We start from the raw sequence: 20,997 nt of genomic DNA on the forward strand, positions 1-20,997 counted from the left end.
AGACACATGCTGATGCAACCCGAAAAAGCCGCTTTGCTGGTGATCGACATTCAGGAAAAACTGGTGCCCGCCATTGATCAGGGCGAGCGCCTGGTGGCCCGGGCCGGCTGGCTGATCAGCGCCTGCCAGCGGCTGGGTACCCCTACCCTGTTTACCGAGCAATATCCTCGCGGCCTGGGCCACACCCTGCCCCGGCTGACCGAGCTGGTGGAGCGCCCCGAAGTAGCCAAAAAGGTCCATTTTTCCGCCGTGGCCGGCGGCTGCCTGCCCAAGCACTGGCAGGACCGCAGCCAGATCATCGTCTGCGGCATGGAAACCCACGTGTGTGTGCTGCAGACCGTGCTGGAGCTGCTGCAGGCGGGCAAGGAGGTGTTTGTGGTGGCCGATGCGGTGGGCAGCCGCACCGAAGAAAACCGCCAGCTGGGACTGGAGCGCATGCGCCAGGCAGGCGCGCAGATTGTGAGCCGAGAGATGGTGGTGTTTGAGCTAATGCAACAGGCCGGCACCGACACCTTCAAGGCCATCAGCAAGCAGTTTCTGGTAGGGGAGCAGCCGTAACGGAGCGCGGGCTGCCAGCCCGCAATTTAGCGCGAAGCGGCAACCCAAAACATCAAGCGCCCTGCCGGGCGCTATGCAGGCTAGCAGCCTGCGCTCCATCCCTATGACTTCTTGTCCCAGATCCCTTCTTCCAGCTGATTACTCAGCTCGGGATACTTGCTGGCATCAAAGGTGGGTAGCCGGCCCAGCTTGCGCTGATCGTTATAATCCTTTGCCAGTTTAACCACCACGCCCGACAGCAACAAAATGGCCACCAGGTTGATGAGCGCCATCATGCCCATGGAGGTATCGGCCATGGCCCAGATGGTGGGCAGCTCGCCAACGGAGCCAAACATCACCATGCCCAGCACAAACAGCCGGAACACAAGCAGACCGGCCGGGTGGTTGTGCTCAAGAAACACCAGGTTGTTTTCCGCATAGGCGTAGTTGGCCACGATGCTGGTAAAGGCAAAAAACAAAATGGCGATGGCGATAAAGTAATTGCCCCAGTCCCCCACCTCGTTCGAGAGCGCTTTCTGGGTCAGCTCAATGCCGGTAATGCCGGAGCCGGGCTCAAACTGGCCGGAAAGCAGAATAATGGAGGCGGTACAGGTGCAGATGACGATGGTGTCGGCAAACACCCCCAGCATCTGTACATAGCCCTGGGACGCCGGGTGGGGCGGATAGGGCGTGGCCGAGGCCGCGGCGTTGGGTGCCGAGCCCATGCCTGCCTCGTTCGAAAACAGGCCCCGTTTCACCCCGTTGATCAACGCCTGGGAAATGGCATAGCCCATGGCGCCGCCACCGGCCTGCTCCAGGCCAAAGGCGGATTTAACAATCAGCGCCAGCACGCCGGGCAGCTCGGTGAGGTTCATGGCCACCACCACTAGGGCAATCAGCAGATAGGCCAGCGCCATCAGCGGTACCACCAGCTCGGCAAAGCGGGCAATGGTGCGCAGACCGCCAAAAATAATCAGCCCCGCCAGCACCACCAGCACAATGCCGGTGGCCCACTCGGGCACGCTGAAGGCCACCTGCATGGCGGCACTGATGGAGTTGGCCTGCACCGCATTGAACACCAGGCCAAAGGCAATGATCAGGAACACCGCAAACAGCACGCCCATCCAGCGCATGCCCAGGCCCCGTTCCATGTAGTAGGCCGGGCCGCCCCGGTAGTTGCCGTCGTCGTCTTTCACCTTGTAAAGCTGGGCCAGGGCGCTCTCGGCAAAGGCGGTGGCCATGCCGATCAGGGCGATCAGCCACATCCAGAAAATGGCCCCGGGCCCCCCCAGGTACAGCGCCACCGCCACCCCGGCCAGGTTGCCGGTGCCCACCCGGGCCGCCAGGCTGGTACAGAGCGCCTGAAACGACGAAATGCCCGCCGCGTCGGACTGGCGGCTGTGTTTCAGCACCGAGAACATGTGGCCAAAATGGCGGAACTGGATCAGCCCCAGTCGCAGGGTAAAGAAAATGCCAACCCCCAGCAGCAGGTAGATCAGCACGGATCCCCACAGCAGGTTGTTGAGAAAGGAGATAAAGGAGTCCATGGGCACCTCTGGATCAAATCAAATTTCATGGCCGTCATCAGGATGGAGCCACGCGAAGCGGCGCAATGTACCACAACCGCTCGCACACGCCATGTGAGCTGGATCACAGCGAGCGACCTGATCCCGGCGCGACGGAACAGCGCCGGCCGGCCAAGGCAAATGACTTTCCTACCCGTTAAAACTAGAATATAGCGCTAAACATCACCCTGAAGGACTCATTCATGGCCAACAAACTCGCTCAACTGCGCACGCTCACCACCGTTGTGGCCGACACCGGCGACATCGAAGCCATTCGCAAATACCAGCCCGAAGACGCCACCACCAATCCGTCTCTTATTCTGAAAGCGGCACAGATCCCGGAATACCGCCCGCTGATCGAAGACGCCGTGGCCTGGGCCAAGGCCCAGAGCCAGCACGCCGAGCAGCAACTGTTCGATGCTTCCGACAAGCTGGCGGTGAACATTGGCTGTGAAATTCTGAAGCTCATTCCCGGGCGCATCTCCACCGAGGTAGACGCCCGGCTGTCGTTCGACACCGAGGCCAGCATCGCCAAGGCCCGCAAGCTGATCGCCCTGTATGCCGACGCCGGCGTCGGCAAGGAGCGCATTCTGATCAAGCTGGCCGCCACCTGGGAAGGGATCCGCGCCGCCGAAGTGCTGGAGCAGGAAGGCATTAACTGCAACCTGACCCTGCTGTTCAGCTTTGCCCAGGCCCGCGCCTGTGCCGAAGCCGGCGCCTACCTCATTTCGCCCTTCGTGGGCCGTATTCTCGACTGGTACAAAGCCAACACCGAGCAGAAGGACTACGCCCCGGCGGAAGATCCGGGCGTGCTGTCGGTCACCCGTATCTACGACTACTACAAGGCCCACGGCTATCACACCGTGGTGATGGGCGCGAGTTTCCGCAATACCGGCGAGATCCTGGAGCTGGCCGGCTGCGACCGTCTGACCATAGGCCCGAACCTGCTGGAAGAGCTGAGCCAGAGCGAAGGCGAAGTGGTGCAAAAGCTGCAGGACAAGGGCGCTACCCAGGCCCGCCCCGCCCCCATGACCGAAGCCGAGTTCCGCTGGGAGCAGAATCAGGACGCCATGGCCACCGAAAAACTGGCCGAAGGCATTCGCAACTTCGCCATTGACCAGGGCAAGCTGGAAGACATGCTCAAGGCGATGATTTAAATAACAGGGATTGGGGACTCGGGATCAGAGAATCGCGAGTCCCTTCCACGCTCTCCCCATTCCCCTATTCCCCCATTCCTCACTCCCCCATTCCTCACTCCCCCATTTTGCGTTTCAACTTAATAAATCTGCAATAACAACGTTCTAATTTATAACCTGTTGTGATATATGAACTACGACTGCAACTGATAGCCAACAGGAGGGAGCCCCATGGAGAGGTTTAGCTTCGATCAGGAATTTGTAGTTGAAAAGCGAGCACGCGCTCCGCGCGAGCCAGCCCAAAAGCGTAAATGGCGGGAAATAGAAGCCCTTAAAGACAAAAAACGTTTACGGGAAGAACTTCAGCAACTCGATTGTACCTTCGAACTCGATGAACGTATCGAAGAGCTGGAGCTGTAAGAGCACGTAATATAATTCAGGCGCCCTGGTGGCGCCTTTTTTTATGGCGCCAGCGGCAGTTGCCAGTCAATGGGGGTTTTGCCCTGGGCTTCCAGCAACTGGTTGGTCTTGGAAAAATGGCGGCAGCCGAAAAAGCCCCGGTGGGCCGACAGCGGGCTGGGATGAGGCGCACTCAGCACATGATGACGCCGGCGGTCGACATGGCTGCCCTTTTTCTGGGCATGGCTGCCCCAGAGCAAAAACACCACCCCCTCGCAGTATTCGTTTACCGTCTGGATCACCTTATCGGTAAAGGTCTCCCAACCCAGTCCAGCATGGGAATGGGCCTTGCCCTTCTCCACCGTTAACACGGTATTGAGCATCAGCACCCCCTGCCGGGCCCAAGATTCCAGAAAGCCATGCTGAGGTGCTTTAAAACCGGGAATGTCGCTTTCCAGCTCTTTATACATATTGCGCAGCGACGGCGGCACTTTTATTCCCGGGCGTACGGAAAAACACAGGCCGTGGGCCTGGCCGGGACCGTGATACGGATCCTGCCCCAGCATTACCACCTTGACTGCGGCCAGCTCGGTCAGCTTGAGAGCATTGAACACGTCGGCTTCAGGCGGATAAATCTCCTTGCCCGCCTGCCGGGCCTGAGTGACCGCCGCCATGGTCTGCTGAAAATAGGGTTGCTGTTTTTCCGGGCCGATGGCCTCGCTCCAGGTGGTGTTCATCAGGTTTTTCCAGTTAAAAAGTTTACTTGTTCCACGTCTCACGTCTCACTGCGCGGGCGAATCAGCCCTTCCTGCATGGTCGTCGCCACCAGCCGGCCGTCGCGGCTGTATAGCCTGCCCTGCACCAGGCCGCGGCCGGCAATGGCCCGCGGGCTGTCCATCACATACAGCACCCAGTCATCAAAACGAAAATCCTCGTGAAACCACATGGAATGATCGATGGTGGCCACCTGCAGCTCCCGCTCCCAGAACGAATGGCCATGGGGCATCAGCGCCGTGGGCAAAAAGTTGAAATCGGAGGCGTAGGCCAGCAGGTATTTGTGAATACGCGGATCATCGGGCAATTCACCATTGGCCTTCAGCCAGATGCAGCGCCGCGGCTCGGCCTTTTCCGGTTTCATGGGATCCACGTAGTTGACCTGGCGCATCTCGATGGGATTTTCCGCCAGCAGCTTTTTGCGCAGCCTGGTTGGCACCTGCCCAGCCAGCGCCGCCAGCCGTTCGCTTTCCGGCACCAGCCCTTCTGGGCCCGCCACCTCCGGCATCAGCGCCTGGTGCTCAAAGCCTGCCACCGGCAGCTGGAACGACGCCGTCATGTAAAAAATGGGCTTGCCGTATTGCAGCGCCTGCACCCGGCGGGTGGAGGTGGTCTGGCCATCACGAATGTTTTCCACGTCATAGATGATGGGCTTGCTGACATCACCGGGGCGTAGAAAATAGGAATGGAAGGAGTGAACCGGCCGCTCCGGGGTCAGGGTGTACTTGGCCGCCGCCAGCGCCTGCCCCATGACCTGGCCGCCAAACACGGCGCCAAAGCCCAGATCCAGGCTTTGCCCCCGGTAAAGGCCGTCGTCCAGCGGCTCCAGCGCCAGCAGGGTCAACAAATCGTCCAAAGCTCGACTCATGCAGGTATCCCGGTTGAAATGACTGGGGCTACGTTAACATGAAAAAAGGGGCTTGCACCCCTTTGTCATGCTGAGTCTTCGATTAATGCAGAATACGGGCGCGGATGGTGCCGCTGATGGCCTTGAGCTTTTCCAGGGCCTGTTCACTCTGGGCGGTTTCCACGTCGATGACCACGTAACCGATCTTGGGCGAGGTTTGCAGGTACTGGGCCGCAATGTTGATGTCGTCACCGGCAAAGGCCTGGGCGATCTGGCTGAGAATGCCCGGCTTGTTGTGGTGAATATGCAGCAAACGGCTGGTGCCGGCATGGCTTGGCAGAGACACTTCGGGGAAGTTGACCGCCGACAGGGTAGAGCCGTTGTCGGAATACTTGATGAGCTTGCCCGCCACCTCGTAACCGATGTTTTCCTGTGCTTCCTGAGTGGAGCCACCAATGTGCGGTGTGAGAATGACGTTGTCGAACTCACGCAGCGGCGACACGAACTCTTCGTCGTTGGACTTGGGCTCCACCGGGAACACGTCGATGGCGGCACCGGCCACATGCTTGCTGGCCAAAGCCGCTGCCAGTGCGTCGATGTCGACCACGGTGCCGCGGGAGGCGTTGATCAGAATGGCACCCGGTTTCATCATCGCCAGCTCGTTGGCACCCAGCATATTCTGGGTCTGGGCGGTTTCCGGCACGTGCAGCGAGACCACGTCGGCCAGGTTGAGCAGCTCTTTCAGGCTGCCCACCTGAATGGCGTTGCCCAGCGACAGCTTGTTTTCGATGTCGTAGTAGTACACCTGCATGCCGATACCTTCGGCAATGATGCCCAGCTGGGTGCCGATATGACCATAGCCGATAATGCCCAGCTTCTTGCCACGGGCCTCAAAGGAATGGGTCGCGGTTTTCTGCCACTCGCCCCGGTGGGCCTTGGCGTTACGCTCGGGAATGCCGCGCAGCAGCAGCAGCAGCTCGCCCAGCACCAGCTCGGCCACGCTGCGGGTGTTGGAAAAGGGCGCGTTGAATACCGGAATGCCGCGAATTTCGGCGGCAGACAGATCCACCTGGTTGGTGCCGATGCAGAAACAGCCGATGGCCACTAGCTTGTCGGCGGCGTCCAGTACCGATTCGGTGAGCTGAGTACGGGAGCGAATGCCCACGAAGTGCACGTCCTTGATACGCTCTTTCAGCTCATCTTCGCCCAGCGACGTTTTGAGATAATCGATATTGCTGTAACCAGCGGCTTTGAAAGACTCAACCGTGCCTGGGTGTACGCCTTCCAACAATAAAATTTTGATTTTTTCTTTTTCGAGGGAATAGTTGGCCATTACCGGGTCCTTTATGACAACTGCTAGGGTTTTCCATAAAGTACCAAAAACATCGACTTTAGGGAATTTTTGCCATCAAAGTCACGTTTTTTTAAGTTATAAATTTTTTTTAATCCGTGGGGCGGAAAAAACGGGAAAGACGGGACTCGGGAAAGGCCTGTCATACCGGCCTGGAGCCGGCATCCGGCACGAATGCTCGACCTTGCCTGTGCAAGATACCGGGCCGAAGCCCGGCAGGACGAGAAAGCCTACTTCAGGGTATAAACCACCTGCACCCGGTCGGTGAATTCAATCTCGTTTTGCTGGTAGCTTTCCTGAGCGGCATCGGCCGCGGCCATCATTCTGGCGGCGCCAAGCGGGCGGGGCTGTACCGGCGGCTGACCGGCATATTCGATGGCATAGAGCTCACCCAGTGACTGCTCAAAGCCGGTGGCCAGCTCTCCAGCCAGCTCCCTGGCATGGGCCATGGCGGCCTGGCGAGCCTTTTGCTGATAACTGTCGGACTCACGTACACCGTAACTGATGCGCTGCACATTCTGTATGCCCTGCTCCAGCGCCGCGTCAATCACCTGGCTCAGGTTGTCGAGCTGATACAGCCGAATGGTCACGGTGCGCTCGGCCACGTAGCCGTTCAGCTCGCGCTGGCCGTTTTTGGGATAATGGTAGTCCGGCCGGGTGACCAGATTGCCGCTGTCGATATCCGCCTTTTTAATGCCCAGGGCACTCAGGCTGCTGAACAGGGCAGCCACATGGGTATCCACCTCATCCTTGGCCTCGCCGCTGTCCTTTTTTAATGCCGTTACCGCAAGCTCCAGGGTCGCCATGTCGGGCGCCACGCTGATGCTCGCTTCCCCCTGCGTCACCAGATGCGGCGCATCGGGCACCGCAATGGCGAACACCACCGGACTGAATAACAGGGGCAGGCAGAGCAGGGCTGACAGGGAATTTTTACGCATGAGGATCCTCTTTTTTAACGTATTCAGGCTTCTCGGATAAAAGAAAGCGCCCTGCGGGCGCTGATGCAGGCTGGCAGCCCCTGTTCAGGGACAAGACCTGCGCTCCAATGGGCTGTTCCCATTCCTTTATTCAGGAGGACTATACACCGAGAGCCAATTGATAACATCGTCGATCAGATCACTGTCGAGGCCGGCTGTGTCGGGAAGCGTCGCATCCCACAACATGTCGGGCAGTTCACTGCTCAGCAGAATATCGTCCAGACTCAGGGGCGGCGGGTCATCACCGGCGGCACCGGGCATGGCTTCCGGCATCAGCGGCGAGGCGGGCAGCAGCATGGCCTGCACCGCAAGCGGAGAAAGGGCGCTCAGGGCCGCCCCCCTGTCATCCACCAGGATCACTTCCCCCGGCTCGCTTTCGCCGGCCAGGCTCCAGTCCTGCCGTTCAAAGTCGATGGAAAAGGTGGCGGTGGTTTCGCCTTCCCGATCGTAAAGCTCAATCTGCTCCAGCGATGAGCCGGCCAGTGACCACGGCAGGCTGATGCCGTCATCCACCAGAATATCCTGCCCGTTCCAGTGGTAGCCGACCCCCTGCAACATTACCGTGATCACCTTGGCCATGGCTCACCTCCCCTTCGGCTATGCCCGGTTACTTGTCCACCTGCAGGGTCTGATCGTCCACCATGGCCTGGATCAGGGCCTCACTGCCGGCCACGCCGTAGAGATCCATCAGGTTGGTGTCTTCGAAACGGATCTGCTGGCTGTCGCCGCCATCCCCGGCCGGGGTCACGTTCAGCACGGTGTCGTTGCCATCCTGACTGAACGCCAGGTAATCGGACAGATTGCCGGCGTCTTCCCCTGACAGCAGTTCTTTCAGATCCACCACATCCACGCCTTTCTCAAAGTCGGTAATGACGTTGATGGAGCCGTCATCGGCCTCGGTAAAACGGAAGATATCGATGCCATCACCACCGGTCAGGATATTGTTGCCCAGACCACCGAGCAAAATGTCGTCACCGTCGCCGCCATCAAGCACATCGGTATCGGCGCCGCCAACCAAAGTGTCGTCTCCTGCCATACCCTGAATATGCAGTTTGTCCCCCAGCTCTTCACTGGAAAGAAGTTCATTACTGGCATCCCCTGTCAGGTGATGAGTTTCATCATCGATCTCAACACTCAGCCGCCCGCTGTAATGCTCTCCATGTTCATCGGTCAGATGCCAGTCGAAGTCGAGATCCTTGCCGGGAGTAAAATAGTCCGGCTGGAGCAGTTCCAGCGCATAACTACCGTCCACTTTCAGCATCATGGTAAACAGTTCAGAACCATCGTCCAGTGTGGCCGTGAGACGCTCTCCCAGATAGTCACTGCCGTTGTACACCTCTTCCGAATGCACTGTTACATCATCGGGATGATCATCAAGGTCCAACTGGATATTCGAGTGGTGGCCGTCCATATCCATCAGCAGATCGGCGGCCGCCAGGGCATGTGCCCAGATGCCAGCAAAGGAGGCAGCTACCTTGGGCAGGCTCACCGCGCCAATCCAGTGGGAGCAGCCATGATGATGGTGTCCCCCGTTATTATCACCACCATGATGATCATCATCATCCTTGGGCGGCTGGGAACCATCGCTGTCTTTAACGGTAATGTTCAGCTCGGCATGCGCCTGATCGCCGTCTTTGTCTTCAATGGTGTACGTGAAGCTTTCTGTAAGGTCACCATCCACATCGCCGGGGCCTTTGTATGTAAAGTCACCGTTTGAATACATGGTCAGGGTGCCACCTTCTTTTGTATTAATTATTGCCGGCTTATCATTTGTAACGGGATAATCAGTTCCATCATACTTCACAGAAACCACACTGCCTTCACCGTCTGCACCATAGGTGTCATCTTTGCTGCTATGGTCATTTTCCAGCACGTTACCTTCAAGAGATACGGGAGCTGTATCCTGTAAGGCAGCGTCCAGCTGGCTTTCATCGGTAATAATTTTGGTCGTGTCACCGCTATTGCCAATTTTGTCAAGCTCTTCCTTGGCCTGGGGACTGTTTTTACCCACTCCGACAGCAATAACATCAATATTTTTGCTATCAACAAAGCTCTGCCAGTCTTCCGGGACACCATCACCACGGTTAGGCTCACCATCAGATACAAAGTAAAGCTTTTGTTTATAATCAGACAGTGTGGTCAATTGGCCAGGCTGGCCATTTTCTCCCTCAAGTAACTCCCGAATATCCTCCAGTGGGTCTTCATAGTTGGTCCACCCATCAGCATTCAGCGAGTTTATATAAGCTATCGCCTCATCAACGGACAAATTATCCTGTATTATTCCCGCCTGTGTATTGAAAGAAAGAACATTTATATTTAACTTTTCAGATGCTGCATCATAACTTTTAATCAGGTTAATCAAAGCTGCCTTGGCCAAATCCAGCCTGTCACCTTTCATGCTACCGGATGTATCAATAATCAATGTCAGGTTATAACAATGACCACCATTTTCGGATATCGAGTAAGTGTCATCGTAGGCCATGGGGCCATCGTCATGTACGTTAACAGTAAGACCTGCTGTAACCTGCTCGCCGTCATCGTCGGTCACCCGCACCTCAAAATGGTCGGCCAGGGTATCCGCGGCACCGATTTTCCCTTCATTCGGGTGATCATGGGCCCCGTCAAGATCATAACGCCAGCGGTATACCCCATCGTCCAGGGTCACCGTCAGAGTGCCATATTTCCCTGCAATCTTAACGTCACCGCCACCGGTAACGTCCACCCATTCACCATTGGGTAGGCGGACTTCCACCTTGTCCAGCTCATCGTTGCCGGTATTAATATCGAAATAACCGGTGCAGCTTTCATTGTCGCTTTCTGGGTTGGTGCCATCCGTCAGTGCGCTTTCTTCCACAAACGCATAGTCTGAACCACCTCCACCGCCGCCAGGGGGAGTGAGAGGTGGATCGATAACCACCACGATTTCAGGAATGGAATCGCCGCCACCGTTATCGCCACCGCCATTGTCACCACCACCGCCGTTATCCCCGCCCCCGTTATCACCACCGTCACCGGGCAATGCGTCGGTCACCTCGTCAATCAGGTCTTCCCGCTCCGGCTCGGCCTCCAACACTGAGGCAACGCCCTGACTGGCAAAGCTGGTGTCAAACCCCGCTTCCGCCAGCAAGACGTCACCGTTACGATCCACCACCACAAAACCGGCGTTGCCGCTGCTGCCGTCGCCGTCGGCAGGCGACGGTGTGGCGGGGTTACCTGCAGCGGGGGCGGCAAACAGCTTGGTGGGATCGAGCCCCGCCAGAATGGCCGCCTGAATGGCTTCCGCTTCGGCGGCCGCCGTTTCATCTGCAATCGGCTGCTCGGCCACCGCATTGGTCCCATTATCCGGGACATCGCCATACACAATGCCGGAGTTTTCGTCGGTCAACAGCAAGGTGCCCGGCGGCAATACCTGACCGGCACTGACCGGCGTAACCGTTCCATCTTGTGCAATGATAAAGGCCTGGCCTTTCAGGCTGACAATCTGAACCGTGTTGTCTATTCGTGTAGTGTCCATGTCCGCATCCCTGTTCCTGCCTGTGTTTACCTTAAGGCTAGGGGGGAATGCCCAATGGATCCTGCGCAAAAATTAGCCGCCAGCGGCGCGTGAAATGAGATTATCTTTCGAAAAAGTGGGTGATTTAAAGCGCCCAGCGCTTGTAGCCGGGCGCGCCATTAACATCAGCAGAGGCGGCCGGGGGGGCTGACGTAGCCCTGGTAGGCGTCTATGTGCAGGGTTCGCAGGCGCTCCACCTGTTCACCGGTTTCCACCCGGGAGGCAATGGTCAGTGCGCCCATGCTGTGGGCGGCCCGGCACACGGCGGCCAGAAAGGCATCGTTGTAGTCGGGCTGCTGTACCTGGCTGGTGTAGCCATGATCCAGCTTGACATAACTGGGTCTGAGCTTGCCCAGGTGCACCAGCAGGTCGAAATGCCGCCCGAAGTGATCCACTCCCCAGTCCACCTTCAACCCCGCCAGGGGAGCAATCAGCCGCTCCCAGCCAAAGGCAAAGGCACTTTCGGGCAACTCCAGCAACAGTCGCTCCCGCACCGGCTCGTAGCGCTCCAGGATCTGGGACAGCTTGCGCCAGAAGCCGTCCTGATGGCAGCTCTGGCGCGTCAGGTTCACCGCCAGCTTCAGTTCAGTCCGTTTTTCCAACATGCGCAGGGCCCGGGCGATCACATGCAGATCCAGCCGCTCTCCCAGCCCGAACTGTTCGGCTGCCGGCAGAAAGTTGTCGGCGCCGTAGGCGATGCCATCCCGGCGAATGCTGACAAACACCTCTTCATGATAACGTTCGCCATGAAAGCCCATCACCGCCTGCACGCTCAGTTCAAAACCGTCCTGCTCCAGTGCCTCTTCCAGTAACTGCTTCCATTGCAGCCGGCCCAGCCGCTCGCGTTGCTGATGGGCCTCGACCACCACCCCAGTTTCATCCATGTGCGCCCGGTTAAGGGCATGATCGGCCCGGGTCAGCAGGCGGCCAATCTCGTCGCCGGGCTGCACCAGGGCAATGCCCACCACCGACAGCTCCCGCTCGTCTTCCGGATCCTTCACCAGCTCGGCAATGTGCCGGTTAATGGTCTCGCCCAGCTGTTTCAAGGAAGCCGGATCCGACTCGCTCACCAACATGGCATATTCGGTGGCCGAAATACGGGCCAGCACATGCTCACCGTGATCCCGGCACAGCTGACGCAGATTTTTACCAATCACCCGGGTCATCTGATCCCGGGCATCAAACCCTTCTTCCCGGTACAGCCAGTCCAGCACCCGGGCCAACACCAGCACCAGGGCCCCGCCCCGGCCGTCGCCCAGCCAACCCTGGCTCTGGGCCATCAGCCAGGCCCGGTTGCCAAGCCCTGAGGTGTCATCCATAAAGGCCCGGTGGCGCAATCGTTCGGCCTCGGCGGCCTGCTCTTCAAACTGGGCTTCCAGCTTGCCCGACATGCCGTTGATGGCCGACACCACCTGCCGAAGCTCACGGGTGGCCGGCAGCGGTATGGTCTTGCCAAAATGATGCTGTTCAATTTCCCGCGCCTGCTCCTCTATGCTGTGCAGGGGCTTGAGCAAATGACGCAACGCCAGCACCAGCAGGGCCCACACCAGCACAAAACTCACGGCAAACCAGGTGGCCAGCCGGCTCATGCCCTGCCACAGCTGGTAATAGGCATGGCCGGTGTGGCCTTCCACATAAAGCTGGCCCAGCTGCAGCCAGCCCGAGGTCAGCACCGCCTGGTGGTTGCCGCCCTCAAACAAGTCAAGATCCACAAACCAGGTGGGCACCCGCTGGGGCGCGGCGGTGTTTTCCCGGGTTATGGTTTTATTGCTGGCCAGCAGGTTCAGCTCCACCTTGCGGTAGTAGCCGCCATCGAACATGGCGTTGATCACCGACTCGGCGCCCACGGCGTCGTCGTTTTCCAAATAAGGGGTAAGCGCCAGCCCGAGTGAGGTAACGGTATTGATCACCATGAATTCCTGCTGCTGGGCCAGGTAGCTGCGGGTGGAGCTGAACTGTACCGAATATGCCGATACAAACAGCAGGGCAAACAACAGCAGCATGGTAAGCAGAAGTTGCCGGTACAAAGTCATAGTCCATCATCCAGGTTGATTGCCGGCCGCTGCAGCCGTGTCTGTTCCTGCCGGCTGCGCAACTCGTTCCATAACGACAGACGCGAAGACGCTCCGGCCAGCTCGCCCCTGCCTCTTTCCTTCATCAGCCACAAATGCTGACCGTTAAAGCTGTAAATGGGTGCCAGATCTCCCCGCCGAGTGGCCGGCATGATGGCCGGCTTGAGGTTGTCGAGGATCAGCGGCACCGACGCGGGCGTGGGGTAGTAGGCCACCACCATATGAAACTGGTTCAGCTCCAGCGCCTTGACATACACCAGCCTGAGCTTGTCGTCGGCCAGCCCCAGCTCCCGCAGGGAAAAATACTTGGCCAGGCTGAAGTCTTCGCAGTCGCCGCCACCGGCACCCAAAAACTCCAGCGGTGTGGCCCAGTAGTCCTCCTTCGCCCACAGCTTGATGTCGTCAATAAACACCAGCCGGTTAAAAAAACGGTTTACCCGCTCAATGGCTTCCTGCTCGCTCCATTTCGCCGCCTGGCCTTCCCGTACCAGCCGGCGCCACTCCAGCAGGCGATGGGCCGCCGGGCGGCCATATACCGTTTGCACGGCCACGCGCATGTTGCTGTCTTCCTCTTCCAGTGACCAGGCTGGCACACCGAGCAACACGCCCAGCAGCGCCAGCCCGCAAAGCCGGTGAGAAAACGGCCTCATTGTTCAGAAGAAGGCTCCATGCTGTACACGTTCCAGCGCATTCTTACGCCTTCGGTCATGTTGGTAAGTGCACCCACCACCCGGCGGTTGGCGGCGGCCGACTGCTCGTCGTCGCCCATCAGTATGGGTTTGCTCTCGCCGTAACCGATGATCTCCAGCCGCTCAGCGGGTACCCCTTCCCGCACCAGAGCCTGACGCACCGCCTGGGCCCGGCGCTTCGACAACGCCAGGTTATATTCCGGCGTGCCCACCTGGCTGGCATGGCCTTCCAGCAACAGCTTCAGCTCGGTGTTCTCGGCCATAAAGGCGGCCATGCGGTTAATCTCCTCCTGATATTTCGGCATGATGTTCGACTTGTCGTGAGCAAACAGCACAATAATGTCCTGTTGCAATACCCGGCTCTCGCTGCCGCCACAACCGTCATTATCCACAGACGAGTTCAGCGCCGAGTCCAGACAGTTGTCCCGGGCGGTGATCACGCCGTCTCGGTCCAGGTCGGTCAGATCATATTCGGGCATGGTGTCCCGCTCCGGCTCGGCGGTAAGGGTACAGCCTGCCAGCGGCAGTACCAGGGCCAGCAAAATCCATGTTTTCATCGCAATTCTCCTTTAGTTATTCTGCTTGCTGCCACTGATCGGGCTGAGTGAAGCGCAGCGCTTCCAGCAGCCGGCCCGACGCGTTCATAATGCGATATTCCGCCAGCAGCTGATCGTACTCGGCGTTGATGTAGGAACGCCGTGCCTCGAACAGTTCGTTCTCGGTGTTGAGCACGTCCAGCAGGGTACGGTTGCCAAGCGAGAACTGCTTCTTGTAGGCATCCACGGTGTCAAAGCTCGACTCCACATGCCGGCGCAAGAAGTCTTTCTGCCGACCCAGCGACTCATAGGCCGCCCAGGCCAGACGCATGCCCTCTTCCACCTGACGGTGGGCATTCATGTGAATGTCCTTGGCCTGCATTTCCAGTGCCGAGGTGGAGCGGCTGCGCGCCAGATCGGCGCCGCCATTGAACAGGTTGTAGCGCATGCGCACCATGGCGGTGAAGTCGTTGTTGTGGCCACGCACGCCGTCGATGTCGTCGTTCCAGTTGCTGTCGAGCTCAAGGTTCACCGTGGGGTAAAAGCCCGACTTGGCATCCCGGTGCTGCTGGTGCGCCGCTTCCACATCAAAGGAGGCCGACATCAGGGTAGGATGGTTTTCCTGGGCCATGACCAGGGCATCTTCCAGGGTGGGCGGTACATAGTTGGCATCGGGCTGGGGCTGGCGCAGGTCGCCGGGCATGTCGTTCACCAAAGACATAAACTGGCTCTGGGCATCCCGCAGGTTGTTTTCCGCCGCCGTCATGTTGGAATAGGCCCGCGCCACCCGGCCGTTGATCTGGTTGAGATCGGCGGTGGAGCCCACCCCCGAGTTGGTGCGGCGCTGAATGTCGGACAGGATCTGCTCGTGGGTTTCCAGGTTACGGCGCGACAGCTCCACGATTTCATCCTGGCGCAGCACGTCGAGGTAAACCTCGGCCACCCGCAGGGCGATGTTTTCCGCATCCGACAGCAGCATGTAGCGCTGGGCATCCGCTTCCGCCCGGGTCCGGTGCACGTTGCTCGGGGTTTTAAAGCCGTCGAACAGCATTTGCCGAAGCGACAGCCCGGCTTCCTTGCGGGTCAGTGTCTTGTCGGCCCTGAGGTCGCCGTCGCGCACGCCGGGGCTGTCGGTGTATTCATAGCCGATGCCGGCATTGGCATCGAGCTTGGGCAAATAGCCGGCAAAGGCCTCGTCCTGATCGTATTGCCGGGATTGATAAAGATGAAAGGCTTCCTTGACCTTGGGATGGGTCATCAAGGTCTGGGTGACCGCCTCTTCCAGTGTTTGGCCGTGAGCCGGCAACACCATGGCGGCGCCCACCAGCACTGCAATCGCCGATTTTCTCATTGTTTTTCTCCCTTTTCTTTCGACTCAACGCTCACGCAAAGCGCCCTGCTTTGCTCTTAAAATGGGTTTGAGCAGGTAGTCCAGCACCGTTTTTTTGCCGGTAATGATGTCTACCCCCGCCTGCATGCCCGGAATAATCCGCAGCGGTGCCTGCTCGTTGCCCAAAAAACTCTCCCTGGTTCGAATGGTGGCAAGGAAGAAGGTGTTGCCTTCGTCATCCTGAATGGAGTCGGCGCTGATCTTCTCCACCTCTCCCATCAGGCCCCCGTACACAGTGAAGTCGTAGGCAGTGAACTTGACCATGGCCTCCAGCCCCGGCCGCAAAAAGCCAATGTCCCGGGGCTCGATGCGCGCCTCCACCAGCAGGGTGTCTTCCAGCGGTACAATTTCCACCAGGCTCACCCCCGGCTGCACCACGCCGCCTACTGTGTTCACGCTCAGGGTTTTGACCGTGCCCTTTACCGGCGACAGCACCGAAGTGCGCGTTACCCTGTCCTGCAGGCCCACTTCGCCGGCTTTCAGCTGGGCCAGCCGGCCGCGGCGCTCGTTCAGCTCCTGCTGGGCCTCGGAGCGAAAACTGAGTGCCACTTCCTTGCGCTTGGAAATGGTTTCCTTGAGGGTGGCTTCCAGCTTGGGCAGCAGCAGCCGGGCCGATTCCAGCTCGCCCTGCAGCTCGTTGAGCTGACGCTCCAGACGCAAAATTTCTACTTGGGGCACGATGCCTTCCCGGGCCAGGGGGCGGCTCATGTTCACTTCCCGGGCGGCCAGCCCCACACCCCGCCCCAGGGTGCGCACCTTGGCGTTGGTCTCCACAATTTCCTGCTCGCGCTGCTGGATCTGGTTGCCAAAAATGGACAGCTGGTTTTTCACATAATCGAGCCGTTCGTTATACAGCGAGCGCTGAATGGCGGGCTGCTGCGGGTACTGCTCCACAAACGCCTCGGGAAACGCCAGCTCCGCCGGCGCCACCTGTACCTGCTCGCGCCAGCCGAGATCCGGCGCATCACTAACACGTATCGATGCCACCTGGGCTTCCAGCCGCAGCACATCCCCCTGCAAGGCGGCAATTTCCTGCTCACGCTCGCGTAGATCGGAGCGAAACCGAGTGTCGTCGATCAGCAGCAGCGGCTGGCCTTTTTCCACCTGCTGGCCCTCGCGCACATAGAGCTCGCGCACTATGCCCCCTTCCAGGTTCGACACCACCTGCAACTGGCTGGAGGGGATCACGGTGCCGGTGCCGGAAGTCACTTCCTCCAGCTCGGCAAACCAGGCCCAGACAATGGCCGCCAGCACAAAGGCCAGCATGCACCACAGCAGCGCCCGGGCGCCCTTGGGGGTGTTGAGCAACACGGCGGCGGCGGTGTCGCTGGTGTAGTCGAGCTGCTCAGGGCGGGGCGATTTAGCCATGGCTCACCTCCCGCACGGTCGCCTTACCTGCCTGCAGTTGCGCCAGCACCTGCTCCTTGGGGCCGTCGGCCATCACCCGGCCCTGCTCCAGCACAATAACCCGGTCTACCACATCCAGCATGGAGGTTCGGTGCGTGACCAGCAGCAGGGTTTGTTGCCGGTCCAGCCGCTTGAGCTGCTGGCGAATATGCAGCTCGGAGCGGTTGTCCATGTTGGAGGTGGGCTCGTCCATCACCAGCATCACGGGGTCATTCAGCAGGGCGCGGGCAATGGCCACCGCCTGGCGCTGCCCGCCCGACAGCAGCCGGCCGCCCTCACCCACCTGGCGCTCCAGGCCGTCGGCGTCCTGATGGGAAAACAGGGTTACGCCGGCCCGCTCGGCGGCGGCCAGCACGGCGGCCTCGTCGGCAAGCGGGCTGGCGAGCACAATATTGTCGCGAATGGAGCCATAAAACAGGGTGACGTCTTGGGGCACACAGCCCAGATTGCTTCTGAGCACCGCCGGCTGCAGCTGATTGATGTCGATGCCGTCAATGCGAATGGCGCCCTGGGTGGGTTTGTACAGACCCGCCACCAGCCGCTCCAGGGTGGTTTTGCCCGAGCCGATGCGGCCGATAATGGCCACTTTTTCACCGGGCCTGATATGCAGGCTGACATTGCTCAGCACGTCCTGCCCGGCGCCGGGATAACGAAAGCTCACCCGGTCGAATACGATGTCGCCCTCAAACTCGGGATGATGAATAAAGCGCCGGCCGTCTTCCTGCTCGTCGGGGGCGGCCATGACTTTCTCCAGAATGTCCATGGCCGAACGGGCGTGGTTGTAGCGGGTGGACAGCACCGACAGCTGCACCATGGGCGCAATGGCCCGGCTGCCCAACATTACCGCGGCAATCAGCCCCCCCATGGAGAGCTCGCCGGCGGCAATGAGGTACACCCCCAGTACAATCAGGCTGATGGTGGTGACCTGCTGGGTTACATTGGCCAGGGTGGATACCCCGTTGGTAAGTCGGCGGGTTTTCATGCCCCAGCCGGCCATGTGGCTGACCGCCTGCTCCCAGCGGTGCTGAAAGGCCCCCTGGGCACCAAACAGCTTGATGGTTTCCAGCCCCGCTATGCCTTCCACCAGGTTGGCGTTTTTCTGGGAGGCCAGCCGCGAGCCCTCTTCAATGCTGTGACGCAGCGGGCGCTGCACCAGCAGGCTGACCGCCACCAGCAACAGCATGGCAATGAGCGGTACCCACACCATGTGGCCGGCGAATATCCAGATAATGAACAAAAACAGCAGGGCAAAGGGAATGTCGACCAGTGCCGCCACCGTGGCCGAGGTGAGAAATTCGCGAATGGACTCGAACTCCTGCAAATGCCGGGCAAAGGCGCCGGTGGACGGCGGCCGCGCCTCCATGCGCATGCCCATCACCTTGGCGAAAATGCGGGCAGAGAGCAGCACATCAGCTTTTTTGCCGGCCACGTCGATAAAGTGGCTGCGCAGCAGGCGCATCACAAAATCGAACACCAGCACCACGGCGGCGCCGGTGGCCAGCACCCACAAGGAGTCGAACGCCAGGTTGGGCACGATTTTGTCGTACACGTTCATGGTGAACAGCGGCGTGACCAGGGCGAACAGGTTGATAAGCAGGGAGCCGATCAATACATCCCGGTAAATGGACGACGAGCGCCGCAGGGTGCTCCAGAACCAGTGGCCGTGATCGCTGTCCAGCACCTGGGGTGAGCGTTCATCAAAACGAAAGCGGGGTTTGAGCAAAATGGCCCGGCCGCTGTAGCTTTTAACAAGCTGGTCGGCAGGCAGCCATTCTTCACCCTCGCCGGTGTCGGGCAGCATTACCCGACAGCCGCGCTCTTCCTGCTGCTCCAGCAGCACACAGGCGCCACCGTTTTTCAGCAGCAGAATGCAGGGCAGCAACAGCTCGGAGATATCGGCCAGCGGAGAAACATCCTGACGGCAGGAAAAGCCGGCGCGCTCGGCAGCACGGGGGAACAAGACGGGAGTAAGCCGGCCCTCGGCCAGAGGCAGGCCGTTAACCAGGGCCTCGCCCTGGTGCGGCTGGCCATAGAACCGGGTGAGAAACACCAGGCTTTGAAGAAGAGGATCCTTGAGCGTGTTTGCATCCTGCATAACCTTCACAGCTCCGTGTGGAAGCGCCTGAATCTTATTCTAGTGAAGTTATGGAAATGCGGTGGAAAATCGAACGGTTGGGAGGGCCTGGGGGGATTGTGGTGGGGACTAAGAGCAGTGCAAGTTTTGGAGCACGGGTTGTGCATTCATTGGAGCGCGGGCTGCCAGCCCGCAATTTGGCGCGAAGCGGCAACCGAAAGCGAGCGCCCTGCGGGCGCTAATGCAGGCGAGCCGCCTGCGCTCCACAAGACCTGCGTTCCACGTGCGCCGAGTATGCCCTGGAACGCGGTCTCAGTAAGTTAAGTGCGTAAACCGGCGGTTTCAGGTCGTTTCAGCATGGTGTAAATGGCGACCACTGTCAGTGCGTAACACCCGGAGATGACATTGCCCTGCAGCGGTGCCTCGCTGATGCCATACACCATAAAACCGGCAACAAAGGTCACTCCGGCGGCTGCCAGTGCTTTTTCCTTGCCACAGGTGCTCATGGCCTTGCGCAGAAAAATAACCCCCGGCACCAGAAACAGCATGAACAAACCAATAATGCCCAGCAGGCCACGACCGGCCAGCACTTCAAAATACTCACTGTGGGCGTGTCCGCGAGATACGGTAAGTACCTGAGGAATAACCACACCATCATCCACCAGCTGCGCATTCAGTGCTTCTCGCTGGTTGTAGTTCAGACCGTACAGCGGACTCTGTTTGACTGCCTCAATAGCCGCAGTCCAGAGCTCAAGCCGCAGACCACTAGAACTGTATGCCTTGCTGGCATCACCGCTTTCGTAGTTGACCAGCTCGTTGATCAGCACGTCAAAGCGCTGCTGTACCTGTGGCACCACCATATAGCTGGCGGCAGGCATGGAAATGGTTGCCGCTGTCACCAGAATAAGCAGCTTTGCCCCCAGCTCTTTTCTGTACAGAACAATCAGCAGTACAGCCAGCACCGGCACGGCGATATAAGCGCCACGGGTGCCGGTTAGTACCATGGAAAACATGGCAAGAACAAAGCCGGTAAACGCGGTGAGCTTCCATCTGGAACGCTCAAAAAAGATCATGCCCGTAAACGACAGAAACGCCAGAGAGCAGGCAAGGTAACCAAAATTAATACTGTAAAGAAAGCCATCAACCCTGGGCATGCCCGCATAAAAGTACTGATACACCGCCAAGCCAAAACCACTGATGCAACCCACGACTGCACCGGCAAACAGCCAGCTTGCTTTGGAAGGTGTTTTAAGCAGCAGCCATAATACCGGTACCACCAGCAAAAATCGCAAGGAAAGATCAAGGTAGCGGCCACGGAATCCATCGCTTACAAAGGGCGGCAGCACGGTTAGAAACATAAATACAAACGAAAAAATAAGCAGCTTGTCGGTACTATTCAGGCTGGGTTTGTCTTTAACCCGAAACAAAAAAACCAGCGCCACCAGCAGTAACACGGCAAATGCCGCCACCGAGCCCCCCGGGGTTGACAGCAGTAGCGCCAATGACAAAAACACCATCAAGGACATAAAGTTATTGTTATCAATCAGTTTTTTTATATTCATCCGTTCAGCTTCAGCCTTTTATTATTCAAAACACCGCATGCTCGCTCTTTATGGCTATGGCCAAGCAACCAGACACACTTAGAACCTCGGCATTCTAACGCAAACCGAAAAAGCTGGCAGCATTGGAG

17 protein-coding genes are annotated in these 20,997 nt (G+C 58.8%); 3 read left to right on the forward strand and 14 right to left on the reverse strand.

Going from position 1 to position 20,997, the window contains the following annotated elements:
* Positions 1–6 precede the first annotated feature (6 nt).
* The gene (locus tag GU3_RS13085) at positions 7–558 is read left to right on the forward strand and encodes a hydrolase (protein ID WP_014293002.1); all 552 of its coding nucleotides are present in this window, start codon (positions 7–9) and stop codon (positions 556–558) included.
* A gap of 101 nt (positions 559–659) precedes the next feature.
* On the opposite strand, the gene GU3_RS13090 is transcribed toward GU3_RS13085, so the two are convergent.
* A complete protein-coding gene (locus GU3_RS13090; protein ID WP_014293003.1) occupies positions 660–2,084 on the reverse strand; it encodes a sodium:alanine symporter family protein in 1,425 nt (474 codons plus the stop codon).
* A gap of 221 nt (positions 2,085–2,305) precedes the next feature.
* On the opposite strand from GU3_RS13090, the gene tal reads away from it, so the two are divergent.
* Positions 2,306–3,259 carry a transaldolase gene (tal, locus tag GU3_RS13095; protein ID WP_014293004.1) on the forward strand — a complete coding sequence of 318 codons (954 nt, stop codon included), beginning with the start codon at positions 2,306–2,308 and terminating at the stop codon, positions 3,257–3,259.
* Positions 3,260–3,469: 210 nt separating this feature from the next.
* The gene (locus GU3_RS13100; RefSeq protein ID WP_014293005.1) at positions 3,470–3,658 is read left to right on the forward strand and encodes a DUF3545 family protein; all 189 of its coding nucleotides are present in this window, start codon (positions 3,470–3,472) and stop codon (positions 3,656–3,658) included.
* Positions 3,659–3,699: 41 nt separating this feature from the next.
* On the opposite strand, the gene ung is transcribed toward GU3_RS13100, so the two are convergent.
* The 13 genes from ung to GU3_RS13165 form a co-directional block, all read right to left on the reverse strand.
* Positions 3,700–4,374, reverse strand: a complete 675-nt coding sequence (gene ung, locus GU3_RS13105) for a uracil-DNA glycosylase (protein ID WP_014293006.1) — start codon at positions 4,372–4,374, stop codon at positions 3,700–3,702.
* Positions 4,375–4,412: 38 nt separating this feature from the next.
* Positions 4,413–5,279, reverse strand: a complete 867-nt coding sequence (gene tesB / locus GU3_RS13110; protein WP_041543207.1) for an acyl-CoA thioesterase II — start codon at positions 5,277–5,279, stop codon at positions 4,413–4,415.
* 82 nt (positions 5,280–5,361) lie between these two features.
* Positions 5,362–6,591, reverse strand: coding sequence for a phosphoglycerate dehydrogenase (gene serA / locus GU3_RS13115; protein WP_014293008.1), 1,230 nt, complete (start codon positions 6,589–6,591; stop codon positions 5,362–5,364).
* Positions 6,592–6,839: 248 nt separating this feature from the next.
* Positions 6,840–7,547, reverse strand: a complete 708-nt coding sequence (locus GU3_RS13120; RefSeq protein ID WP_014293009.1) for an SIMPL domain-containing protein — start codon at positions 7,545–7,547, stop codon at positions 6,840–6,842.
* Positions 7,548–7,673: 126 nt separating this feature from the next.
* A complete protein-coding gene (locus GU3_RS13125; RefSeq protein WP_014293010.1) occupies positions 7,674–8,165 on the reverse strand; it encodes a hypothetical protein in 492 nt (163 codons plus the stop codon).
* A gap of 28 nt (positions 8,166–8,193) precedes the next feature.
* A complete protein-coding gene (locus GU3_RS13130; protein WP_014293011.1) occupies positions 8,194–11,100 on the reverse strand; it encodes a retention module-containing protein in 2,907 nt (968 codons plus the stop codon).
* A gap of 164 nt (positions 11,101–11,264) precedes the next feature.
* On the reverse strand, positions 11,265–13,172 hold the full coding sequence (locus GU3_RS13135) for an EAL domain-containing protein (protein WP_014293012.1): 1,908 nt from the start codon (positions 13,170–13,172) through the stop codon (positions 11,265–11,267).
* Positions 13,169–13,861, reverse strand: coding sequence for a transglutaminase-like cysteine peptidase (locus tag GU3_RS13140; protein WP_014293013.1), 693 nt, complete (start codon positions 13,859–13,861; stop codon positions 13,169–13,171). The genes GU3_RS13135 and GU3_RS13140 overlap by 4 nt, the downstream gene beginning before the upstream one ends.
* Positions 13,858–14,457, reverse strand: a complete 600-nt coding sequence (locus GU3_RS13145; protein ID WP_014293014.1) for an OmpA family protein — start codon at positions 14,455–14,457, stop codon at positions 13,858–13,860. Before GU3_RS13145 ends, GU3_RS13140 begins: the two co-directional genes overlap by 4 nt.
* 16 nt (positions 14,458–14,473) lie before the next feature.
* Positions 14,474–15,787 (reverse strand): TolC family outer membrane protein, encoded by a 1,314-nt coding sequence (locus GU3_RS13150; protein WP_014293015.1) that lies wholly within the window; start codon positions 15,785–15,787, stop codon positions 14,474–14,476.
* Between the two features lie 24 nt (positions 15,788–15,811).
* Positions 15,812–17,194, reverse strand: coding sequence for an HlyD family type I secretion periplasmic adaptor subunit (locus tag GU3_RS13155; protein ID WP_014293016.1), 1,383 nt, complete (start codon positions 17,192–17,194; stop codon positions 15,812–15,814).
* Positions 17,187–19,328 (reverse strand): type I secretion system permease/ATPase, encoded by a 2,142-nt coding sequence (locus tag GU3_RS13160; RefSeq protein WP_014293017.1) that lies wholly within the window; start codon positions 19,326–19,328, stop codon positions 17,187–17,189. Before GU3_RS13160 ends, GU3_RS13155 begins: the two co-directional genes overlap by 8 nt.
* A 299-nt stretch (positions 19,329–19,627) precedes the next feature.
* Positions 19,628–20,869 carry an O-antigen ligase gene (locus GU3_RS13165; RefSeq protein ID WP_014293018.1) on the reverse strand — a complete coding sequence of 414 codons (1,242 nt, stop codon included), beginning with the start codon at positions 20,867–20,869 and terminating at the stop codon, positions 19,628–19,630.
* Positions 20,870–20,997: the final 128 nt, after the last annotated feature.

The organism is Oceanimonas sp. GK1, assembly GCF_000243075.1.
Lineage (GTDB): Bacteria > Pseudomonadota > Gammaproteobacteria > Enterobacterales > Aeromonadaceae > Oceanimonas.